A 10,896-nucleotide genomic window follows, 5' to 3' on the forward strand; every position below is an offset into this window, starting at 1 on the left:
GATTGATATGACATCAGTATAACGAAACAAACCTGACAACTATCCGTCAGGTTTGTTTTTTATATGCTATGTTTTTCGAGATTCTCTATAGGAGACTCTCCATAATTGGATGCAATACGTAACGCCATATCCCGAATCTTCTCCCGTAAATGGGCGGGTTCCTTGACGATCACATCCGGCCCCAGACTTAAAATAAATCCGTACATCCACGCATCCTCGGGAAAAGGAACCGAAACTGTATACATCCCTTCTTCCTGCTCAGTCAATGCTTCCACGCCAAACCAGTCTTCCGCCAAATGCCGGGATTTGTGGTTAAATTGCAGCGTAAAAGGCTGTACCGTCTTAACCGCCGCCAGCCGTTCCTCATTCCATGGCAGCTTTTCATAGGAAAGGTCCCGGCGAGTAAAAGCCGACTCCGTCACGACAGGATCACTCATGCGGGATAGTTTGAACAGACGAAATTGCTCCTTGTCGAGACAATAAGCATATACAAACCATTGCTGTCCTTTCAAAACGAGTGTGTGCGGTTCAACCTTCCGTGCGGTCACGGCTCCCTGCGCATTCCTGTAAGTAAAAGCAATCGTACGCGATTGGCTCAGCGCCTCTTTCACCTTCACTAGCTTGCTCTCCTGCGCAGACTGATTTCCCCAACCCGAATGATCGACGATAAACTGTGTGGTATTGACACTGAATTTCGCTTTTCCCGAATCCGGTATAATGCTTTCAAATTTATCGAGCAGCCGGGTTACATTCGGTCCACCTAACGACGAGGACAAGCTCTGCAAGCCCATCACAATGTCCTTCACATCGCCATCCGTCAGCACACTGCGATCCAGGCGGTAGCCATCCATCAGGCCGATTCCCCCATTTGCCCCCTGATAAGTTACCACCGGAATACCAGCCAGGCTAATCGCTTCGATATCTCTGTAGATCGTCCGTATCGAAACTTCATATAAATCTGCCAGTTCCTTCGCCTGAATTCTATTTTTTTTCAACAACAAAATGACGATAGAAAGCAACCGATCAATTTTCATTTCTCCAAAACCTTTCATTAAATAGATCACGTTTTTTGTGCGCTGAGTAAGCAACTGCATCTATGTCCGCTACGTGACCGGATTATTCTTGAACGCTTACGCTTCTCCAAAACGACTCCGCTCTCTTCGCTGCTTTTCTGCTCAAATATTTTCGATCTTCTTTTCGAATCTAAATCTACGCCTAATGAAATTCCTTGATCCTTTAAATATTGTTCTTTACAATCTTTTATTATGTCTCCAACTTCGGAGAATTTCTCTATTGCGGATTGATTAAGTAATTATAATCTCCATCTTACTCTATCTCTTATCTAAAATGAATCTGTTATTTCTGGAATAAAAAACCTCAGGATCCCATCCAGTTGGATAGAATGCCTGAGGTTTCAATTCCTCATTACACTTATGACTCATAACGCTTCATCACAATCACCGCATTGTGGCCGCCAAAGCCGAAGGAGTTGGATAGCCCGATATTTAATGAGGCCTTGCGTGCTTCGTGAGGCACATAATCCAGATCACAGACCGGGTCCGGGTTGTCTAAATGAACCGTTGGCGGAATGATGCCTTCCCTTAGACTCTGTACAAGTGCAATGGCTTCGACACCACCTGCGGCTCCTAGCATATGACCGAGCATGGATTTATTCGCGGTTACCGGAATTTGGTAGGCATGGTCACCGAACAGTTTGTGTATCGCGAGGGTCTCGGCCAGATCGCCAACGGGCGTACTCGTTGCATGCGCACTGATCACATCCACCTCTTCAGGCGTGATATGGGCGGATTGAAGGGCTGCTTTCATCGCCAGATAAGCTCCGGTCCCTTCCGGGTGCGGTGCAACCATATGGTAGGCATCCGAGCTTGCGCCATAGCCAATGACCTCCCCAACTATTTCTGCGCCACGCTGAACAGCATGCTCCAGCGACTCCAGTACCAGAATGCCCGCCCCTTCGCTCATAACAAAGCCGTCGCGGTCCTTATCAAACGGTCGGCTCGCAATCGAAGGCTCCTCGTTACGAGTCGACAAGGCCGTTGCATTGGAGAAGCTCGCAAGCGCCAGTCTGGTCACCGCTGCCTCCGCTCCACCTGCAAAAATCACATCCGCATCTCCTGTGCGAATCGTACGAAACGCTTCTCCAATCGCCGTATTTCCAATGGAACAGGCCGTAACCGGCGAAAGCGTGGGACCCATCGCTCCGAACGCAATACTGATTTGCGCTGCAGCCATATTTGAAATCATCATAGGCACCAGGGTCGGACTGACTCTGCCCGGCCCACGATTCTGTAATACATTCACATTGTCCACCAACGTATCCAGACCGCCGACTCCTGATCCTACATAGACACCGACACGCTCCAGATTCGTGTTATCCAGTTCCAGACCGGAGTCCTTCAGCGCTTGCTCTGCCGCAAACAACGCAAACTGCGTGAAGCGATCCATTCGTCTGGCGTCTTTACGTCCCCATTGCTTTTCTGCATCAAAATCCTGTACCAGCCCGGCGATCTGTGCTTTCAAATCGGACACATCGAACGTGTCTATTTTTCGTATACCTGAACGACCCTCCAGCAGATTCTTCCACAGCGTGTCCACGTCATTGCCCAGTGGCGAAACCACACCCATACCTGTAATTACAACTCTTTGCATACGCTCTTCATTCCTCCTGCTCGTTTGCTTACTTATAATCCTCATTTTATCCTCGGCTTATCCTATTACAAGTGTTTGTTTATCCTGGTATAATGAACACTACTATAGTTAGAGCCTTAACTGCTCATTACTTATCCACCATCGAATGGAGAGAACTCACTATGAAACCGGAAGCACGTCTGGAAGCACTATCTGTTTTTCTTAAAACAAAAAGAGCCCGTTTACACCCGCATATGGTCGGTCTGCCGAACGGATCACGCCGCAGAACACCCGGCTTGCGCAGAGAAGAAGTGGCTCAATTAGCAGGTGTCAGCACCACATGGTACACCTGGCTGGAGCAGGGACGCGATATCAAGGTGTCCGCCTCTGTACTGGATGCCATTGCCGCCACCTTGCAGCTAAACACGGATGAACGAAAGTATTTGTATGATTTAGCGCTTGAAACCGGATTTCAGACACCTCCTGCTCTTGCAGAGCAGACGCTTATTTCCCCTTCCCTGCAAAAAATAGTACAGGAGCTGCGCTATTGCCCTGCTATTATTTCAGATCGGCGCTGCCATATTGTCGGCTGGAATGCAGCCGCGGCTCATGTGTTTATGGATTTTGCCGAGCTGCCCCATGAACAACGCAACATGATTGAACTGCTGTTTACCAAAAAAGAGTTTAAAAGTCTCGCTGTAAACTGGGAGCATTTCGTCAAAGGATTCCTTGCTATTTTCCGCGCTTATTACGGACAATATGTGACGGACCCTTGGTATGCACAGTTCATACAGAACATGAGCCGGGCTTATCCGGAGTTTAATGAACTTTGGAATCAGAGTGAGGTCAGCTCTGCGCCGGAGGTGCTGATTGAATTTCGTCATGCCAAGGCAGGCAAAATGTTATTTGACCTGACCTCCCTTCAGGTGCAAGGCAGCGTCGATCTGCGTTGCAGCATCTACACCCCGAACGCACAAACCTCTACAGAAAGCAAACTCCAAAAGCTGATGGAAGGCAGCTAAAGGATTTCACCCCTCCTGTTATGAAGATATCTTTTTCCGTCCATACTACATCTACGATCTGTGCAAAAAGGAGGGAGGGAATTCATCATGAAAGCCAAATCGACAAGTTCCTCACAATCACAAAATCAGGCACCACCACCTGTTCCGGTGCAATTTGACCGGAGCTGGCAGGATGAGCTGGACCAACGTCTCCGCAAAGGAGGACCTTGGGGAGATTGGGATCTATATCAGTTGGCAATTGAGGCGGAGAAGGCCAAGCTGGTACCCAGCTTTGATGAGCTTCAATGTCTGAAGCATTTGCAAGATCTCACTCCGCTGCCCCATCAGCTGGATACGGCCCGTAAGGTATTATTTGAAATGTCCGGCCGCGCCATCCTCGCCGATGAAGTTGGCTTGGGTAAGACGATTGAAGCTGGAATGATTCTCAAGGAATATCTGGTTCGCGGACTTGCCGCCAAAGTGCTTATTCTTGTACCCGCTTCTCTGGTTCTACAATGGGTTCGTGAGTTGAACAGCAAATTTGGCATTCCAGCTGTCGCTCAGAAAAAAGCGTATTCCTGGTCGTCCGAGGTCGTCGTGGCCTCTATGGATACTGCCAAGCGGGAGCCACATAGTAACATCCTACTGGATACCGATTATGATCTGCTCATTATCGACGAAGCACACAAGCTAAAAAATAAAAAACATCCAACTACCAGTTCATTATGAAGCTGCGTAAAAAATATTGTTTGCTCCTGACCGCCACCCCTGTACAAAACGATTTGTCCGAGCTCTTCAATCTCATTACATTGCTTAAGCCCGGTCAGTTAGGACGACATGGGGATTTTTCAGCCAACTTCGTTGTGGATAAACGACTACCTAAAAATGAGGATCAGCTCAAAGATGAGCTGTCCAAAGTCATGATCCGCAATCGTCGCGGCGAAGGGCCGGTCCAATTCACCAAACGAAATGTTTCCAACATTCACTTGGAGCTTTCGCTGGAAGAGCAAGCGCTATACGATGGAGTCACTTCCTTTGTCAAGGATCAATATCAGGCGAATGGCGGAAATTTGAGCAGCATGCTGTCTCTCGTTACCCTTCAGCGTGAAGTGTGCAGCAGCCGTGATGCGGTATTCGTAACGCTTGTCAATTTATCTAAAAAGATGGCGCCCGACTCCCCTCTACGCGATCGCGTCTGGGAATTGGTCGCGCACATCAAGGCGATTAAAGCCAATTCCAAGGCGGAAAAAGCGCTTGAACTCATTCGTCAAATGAACGAAAAAGTGATTATTTTTACCGAATACCGGGCTACACAGGAATATTTGCTGAACTATTTTCGCGACCGGGGGCTATCCGCTGTTCCTTACCGAGGCGGCATGAACCGGGGACGCAAGGACTGGATGATGGATCTGTTCCGCGGACGCATTCAAGTGATGATTGCCACGGAGGCGGGCGGCGAGGGCATTAACCTGCAATTTTGCCACCATATGATTAACTTTGACCTGCCGTGGAACCCCATGCGTGTGGAACAACGGATTGGACGTGTGCATCGACTGGGACAGACGCATGATGTTAATATTTTCAACCTGTCCACAACCGGAACGATTGAAGAGCATATCCTCCATCTCCTGCATGAAAAAATCAACATGTTCGAAATGGTCATTGGCGGACTGGACGTCATTCTGGAACGGTTTGAAAAGAAAGAATCCATTGAAAAGAGTCTTAATAGAATCATGCTTGAATCCAGCAATGACGATGAAATACGCCAAAAAATGCAAAAACTCGGCCATTCACTGGATTCCATCAAGCAGGAAATGAAACAGCTGCGTACGGACAGTCCATCCACTTCGGATACGGCAACCGATATGTCATCCGAGACAAACCAGATCAATGGGTGCCTGACGGGAACAAGCCAAAGCACCGCTGATTTGCTAGGCTTATCAGGTAGCGCTGTTCCTCCAGCCAAAGCCCGACGCGGCGCGAAAGGAGGCCGCTGATATGACCATGAATTCACAGCAGGTACAGCGCTATGTTCTTACGTATCTGGAAGCCACCGGATGCAGCGTGATCGAGAGGTCGCCAAACCATGTGACTGTCAAGCTTTCTCCCGAAGCGGATAAAGCTCTAACGAACCGCCCCTACTATTGGGGCTATGTAGAGCGTACTGGTGTTCCGGCGCAAACGATGTCATTCACCTTTATTTTCGATGGGGAAGCCTACCGGACGGCACAGGAGAGTTCGATGGACAATCCGCCCCTCCCCGCGTCACAAGCACAACCGGGGCAAGGATCACAACAGGCTCCAGCGTCCGGCAATCCGGCACAGGATCAGGTCATGGGCCGTTACTTCGGCCATGTTCCAGCGTTACCGCAGTTGGGACCCGGACGTATTTTGCAGGAAGAACTTCACTATGGGAGTCGTCGGCTGCATCAAATTTTTGAAGCTGCACGGGATGGAGGAAAATATGTCAATTTGTTCGAGCAACCTAATGCTCGTCAATTATCCGCCCGTTCTCCCGCAGTATATGAAGCTTGGTTAGGCGTCTGCTACAAGATCGAATTTGCCTGTGATTTGAAGCGGGAAGAACTCCACTGGCTTGGGATTTCACTCAAAAGCGGCACCATCGTACCCGACTTTGGTAGCATGCTTGAATCCCGGCAGCTCAGCCCGCTACTGGCAGGCAATATGCATGTGCAGCCTGCAAAATTATCTGTTCCGGAGGCCTCCATCTCGCTGGAAAACTACCTCAATGCTCAGCTGAGCCAGCAGGATTACGAGTGGGCTGAGCAGGCCAGAGAACGGCTGCGCGAGGAATTGGAGGTGATTGATCACTATTACGATGATTTGGTTAAGGAGCAAAAAGAAGAAGAGGAAAAAAAAGAAGCCGTACAAGAGCAGCATCAAGCCCGTCGCAAAGAAATGGTATGGCAATATGAACCGAAAGTGCTTGTATCCGCCATTAACTGCGGGATATTTCATCTGCGGTAACCGATATCTCACGCTCCTTCGCAGGCTAGTTGCAGAGGTATCGTCAGCTTTTAACATCGTGCTTCAGACTATATCGGGTTTATTGCTGTACCGACAAGCTTTGCCAGGCCTGCCGCTACTTATCGACAGCAAAAAACGAACCCGGTCAGGACAGATGTGCCGACAAGGTGTAGCAGTCTTTTTATCGGACAAGCTATATGCTGGATAAAAAAGCTTCCATCGGTGCATTATGCCGTCAGAAAGGTGGATTTCATTGAAAAAAAATTCCGGACACTATAGCGTTGGTATGATTGCGGCTGTTCTGATCGGTCTGTCCGCAGTCTGTCCGTTTGCTTCCATTCAAGCGGCCCCCTCAGCAACCCAAGACCACAACGTAAACCCGTCACCCTCTTACGAAGCAACTTCATTGGTTTCCTCATCGGAACCCACGAACCAGAACCAAGATGGGAATCAGGGGCAAATCGAGGCAACTACTGTAAGCCCTTCCCCGGGTAACTCTTCTGCAAGTCCTCCTGCTCAGGAACAAGGGGTACCAACGGACGTAAAGCGGGTTTCCACCGATACGGTGCAGTCGCTATCCACACAGCCGTCTTTTGCCCAGTGGAAAGATGCTGAGATTAGCTACCACCCGCTTGGTCCCGGAACACATAGCTGGCTCGTGCAGGTGAATCGTGCAGGAGAATACATTGGCTACCTGATTATCGGGGCAGATCATAACGGCGCTTATCAGCTTAATGAATACGGAAACGGGCCGGGCGGGCCATACAGTATGAATTTACTCCGCCAATCCCTTAAATCCCTCACGGAAACCAAACTTTCATCCATCGACAAGCTGCAAATTACCCCCATGTATGAGGAACCGCTATTAGCCTACTGGCTGGTGCGTTCCTCCACTGGCAGCGAAGTGTGCATCGACGCTTTTACGGGGGATCCATTGCCTGCGGAGGTAGCCAATGGGAACTGGAAAAATAAGCTCCACAGCAGTACAATTCCTTTACCTGCTCTCTCTCTGAAAGCAGAGCCACAGGCGATTACCCTTTCGGCTGAGCCTTTTGATCCCTATGACGATCTTAGTTGGCTTCTACCCAAACAAAAGCTTTTCATCCATAACGTACAGCAGTTTACTAACACACTGAGTGAATCATCACGTATCGTATTTTCTGCTACAGACATAAATTTCGCTTTTGGCGGCCCCTTAGCTATTAACGGATATCAGTCCTGGAACCCTTCGCATGGTCTCTCTCATCCTATTATGTATGCGGTAACCTGTCGCACCGAGCTTTCCCGCTTTGTCCCGCTGGATCAGCTGTTATCTGGCGGTGGATTTTATCGTATGCACTCTTAGTTATTAATTTATGTAATCACCTTGATCATTTCAAATGATCTGTATAACACAAAAAGAGACCTCAAACGGCATTTCGTATGCCTCTTGTGGTCTCTTTGGCGAGTTTAATGCCGTTCCTTTCGCCCTTTGCGTGCGGATTTAATCCACATATTCAGAGCGAGCGGCAGCATTCCGAACCATTTGTATACCCATGGCTCTCTGGATTGTTTGCGGCTACGGCGCACATCGCGTGGCGTTTCCATATACCGAACAATTCGCTGCGTAATGTACGTCACCAGTTCGTCACTCTTGGCCATCCTCCGCGACCTCCTTTAATCTGCATCCCTGACATTTTGTTCGCATTGCAGGAAAACATCAAATTCACACGTTGGATGCAGATAAGCCTAGCTTGCTCATTTTCCAAAAAGTCTAACCCTGCGGGAATAACTATGCATGGTTTCCCTTAAATGGTACATACTATCTTAAACAAAATCGTTACCCGAAGGCTAATGATTTTGTTTAAGGCAGCTATGCTGCTTTATATGGTTGGTTTTCAGAAAATAATCAATCCGTCTATTGGAGGAATAGAACGTGCGAAAAGAAAAGTTAAACATCATATGGCTAATAGGAATGGGATTGAGTTTTAGTATCCTTTGCAGTGCTGTATTTGCCTCCTTTGCCTATGCAAGCGCCCAGCCCGGCGAAAAAAGCACCAATCCGAACAAGGACACAGAAAGTCAATCCAACGTACATTCGTCCTATCACGCTTTTGCCAAACCCGTTGTGCTCATAGACGTTGGTCATGGAGGCGTGGATGGTGGAACGAGCCATAAGGGTCTTTTGGAAAAAGATATTAATCTCGCAATTGGTCAAAAGCTATATCTGATTTTACGCTCACAGGGCTATCCCGCGGTCTTAAACAGGGACAAGGACTATGCTCTAAGCGACGATAATCGTTGGCTTCAATCCAAATCCCGGCATCTGAAAGACCTAGCCCAGCGTAAGAGCCTGACAGAACAGTTGCCCACCGCTTTAGTCGTCAGTCTGCATGTGAATTGGACCAAACGTGCCGAAAAACGGGGGCCGATTGTTTTGTACCAGGACGAAGGCAGCAGCTATCTGTTGGCAGAGCGGATTCAACATTCATTAAACCGCTTATTCTGCATGAACAGAGAAACGGTTTACGGAAAACCCTTCTATCTTCTGAACAAAATCCAGCCTCCCGCTGTAATCGTGGAAACCGGATTTATCAGCAATGAACAGGACAGGGCCATTCTTTCCGGAGATCGCGGTCAAAAAAACGTCGCAGAAGCGATAGCCAAAGGCATTATTGCTCATTTGACGGTATGGTAGTATGGGTGGCAGGAGCTCCCTTCCATCCCCATTCGGAACGTACCAAATCACTGATGCCCACAAACTTGGCGTGATCTTTTAGCGTGGGAACCGATGAATGGAGTGCCGCGGACGTGTGCATGCCGGATACACCAACATGACCAATCGTTACACAGGTATCGTGCTCGTCCACCCATTCTCCCACCTTGGTCAGTTGCCGATTCACATGGGCGAGTGTATGGGTATCATCCAGAAAAATGTCATTGCGCACCGGTGGCATTCCCTTTTCTACAGCTAGCTCAGGCACTACTGACCAATAGTTCGTACGGCTGTCGACAAAAAATAGCCCATGCTCCTTGCAAACATCCAGAACAATGGACATAATGCGTTTGTCTGAGGTGACCTTGGAGCCCATGTGATTATTCATACCTATCGCAAAAGGGACTTCCTTAATGGCTGCTGTCACCTTGGCGCGTACTTCTTCATCCGACATATTCGCCTTAATCGCTCCAGGTCCAAGCCATTCGGGTTTTCCCTGCTTTGGCTCCATTGGAAGATGCACAATGACGTCATGACCACGCTTATGAGCTTCCATGGCATCCTGCTTGGTGGAAGGCAGAAACGGCATCACCGCAACCGTAATTTTAACCGGCAAATTTAAAATTTGCTCTGTCCCTTTCATGTTGTTGCCCAGGTCGTCGATAATGACGGCCACCATCTTTTGGTGCTGATCCTGCTTACCCGTAGCGCTCGCTACATCCATGCTCCAGACATTACCGCATACCGTAAACACAAGACCCACCATAATACACGCAGCTAAGTTTTTTTTCATTCTCGGATTTTGGCAAACCACATGTGCACAGGTCGGCTCTTTACGGCTGCGAGTAGCCTGTATAGCCTTCTTTATGACGTTTCTCAGGTGCTGTTTCGTTCGTTTACTCATTCAGGTCAGCCTCCTTCTCTGTCCCTTCATTGTGTGAGTAACGAGGCCTAAATATGTATGGGCAGACCCAAGAGGTTATCCCTGATCTGCCTTACGTACGCAAAATGTATGCTAAACTTGCTTACCAGTTCTGATGTATAAACTCATCACGACCCGATTGGGCGCGGTCTTCCTTGTAATGCTTCACATTTTTTTTGTGATAATCCTGATGGTAATCCTCTGCCGGATAAAATATGGAGGCCGGAAGAATTTCCGTCACGATGGGCTTGTCAAAACGTCCGCTTTTTGCCAACTGCTCCTTGGACTGCTCTGCAAGATCCCGTTGCTGGTCCGTATGGTAAAAAATAGCAGGCTTGTACTGTGTACCCCGGTCCTGAAATTGACCTTCCCCGTCAGTAGGGTCTGTTTGCGGCCAATACAATTCGAGCAGCTTTTCATAAGGAAACAGCTCAGGCTCAAAAGTAATCTGCACCACCTCGTAGTGACCTGTAGTTCCTGTTTTAACCTGTTCGTAGGTCGGATCGGGAATCGTCCCTCCAGTATAGCCTGAGACAATGCCATGAATGCCCGGCTGCTCCTCGAACGGAGTCACCATACACCAGAAGCATCCTCCTGCAAAAGTTGCTTTCTCCATCTCTCATCCAACCTTTCAATAGCTT

Annotated in this window: 9 protein-coding genes and 1 pseudogene; 5 read left to right on the forward strand and 5 right to left on the reverse strand. The window is 48.6% G+C overall.

Going from position 1 to position 10,896, the window contains the following annotated elements; all coding sequences use genetic code 11:
- Positions 1–59: 59 nt before the first annotated feature.
- Positions 60–1,034 (reverse strand): helix-turn-helix transcriptional regulator, encoded by a 975-nt coding sequence (locus QD47_RS15490; RefSeq protein WP_044646999.1) that lies wholly within the window; start codon positions 1,032–1,034, stop codon positions 60–62.
- 397 nt (positions 1,035–1,431) lie between these two features.
- Positions 1,432–2,670: a beta-ketoacyl-ACP synthase II gene (gene fabF / locus QD47_RS15495; RefSeq protein ID WP_044646989.1), complete on the reverse strand. Its 1,239-nt coding sequence runs from the start codon at positions 2,668–2,670 to the stop codon at positions 1,432–1,434.
- Between the two features lie 161 nt (positions 2,671–2,831).
- Here fabF and QD47_RS15500 point away from each other — a divergent pair, with 161 nt between their 5' ends.
- The 4 genes and pseudogenes from QD47_RS15500 (at position 2,832) to QD47_RS15515 (ending at position 7,983) form a co-directional block, all read left to right on the forward strand.
- On the forward strand, positions 2,832–3,671 hold the full coding sequence (locus QD47_RS15500; protein WP_044646990.1) for a helix-turn-helix transcriptional regulator: 840 nt from the start codon (positions 2,832–2,834) through the stop codon (positions 3,669–3,671).
- Positions 3,672–3,758: 87 nt separating this feature from the next.
- Positions 3,759–5,647 (forward strand): annotated as a pseudogene (locus tag QD47_RS33745) (DEAD/DEAH box helicase).
- Position 5,648: 1 nt separating this feature from the next.
- The gene (locus QD47_RS15510) at positions 5,649–6,638 is read left to right on the forward strand and encodes a YqhG family protein (protein ID WP_044646991.1); all 990 of its coding nucleotides are present in this window, start codon (positions 5,649–5,651) and stop codon (positions 6,636–6,638) included.
- A 253-nt stretch (positions 6,639–6,891) separates the two neighbouring features.
- Positions 6,892–7,983 (forward strand): hypothetical protein, encoded by a 1,092-nt coding sequence (locus QD47_RS15515; protein ID WP_044646992.1) that lies wholly within the window; start codon positions 6,892–6,894, stop codon positions 7,981–7,983.
- 104 nt (positions 7,984–8,087) lie between these two features.
- Here the strand turns inward: QD47_RS15515 and QD47_RS15520 are convergent, their stop codons facing one another.
- Positions 8,088–8,279, reverse strand: a complete 192-nt coding sequence (locus QD47_RS15520; protein ID WP_025685457.1) for a YqzE family protein — start codon at positions 8,277–8,279, stop codon at positions 8,088–8,090.
- A gap of 274 nt (positions 8,280–8,553) precedes the next feature.
- Here QD47_RS15520 and QD47_RS15525 point away from each other — a divergent pair, with 274 nt between their 5' ends.
- On the forward strand, positions 8,554–9,315 hold the full coding sequence (locus QD47_RS15525) for an N-acetylmuramoyl-L-alanine amidase (protein WP_152643815.1): 762 nt from the start codon (positions 8,554–8,556) through the stop codon (positions 9,313–9,315).
- Here QD47_RS15525 and QD47_RS15530 read toward each other — a convergent pair.
- Positions 9,290–10,237 carry a divergent polysaccharide deacetylase family protein gene (locus tag QD47_RS15530; protein WP_044646993.1) on the reverse strand — a complete coding sequence of 316 codons (948 nt, stop codon included), beginning with the start codon at positions 10,235–10,237 and terminating at the stop codon, positions 9,290–9,292. The two genes, QD47_RS15525 and QD47_RS15530, sit on opposite strands and share 26 nt — an antisense overlap.
- Positions 10,238–10,358: 121 nt before the next feature.
- Positions 10,359–10,871, reverse strand: coding sequence for a peptide-methionine (S)-S-oxide reductase MsrA (msrA, locus tag QD47_RS15535; RefSeq protein WP_044646994.1), 513 nt, complete (start codon positions 10,869–10,871; stop codon positions 10,359–10,361).
- Positions 10,872–10,896: the final 25 nt, after the last annotated feature.

Source organism: Paenibacillus terrae (assembly GCF_000943545.1).
Classification (GTDB): Bacteria; Bacillota; Bacilli; order Paenibacillales; family Paenibacillaceae; genus Paenibacillus; species Paenibacillus terrae_A.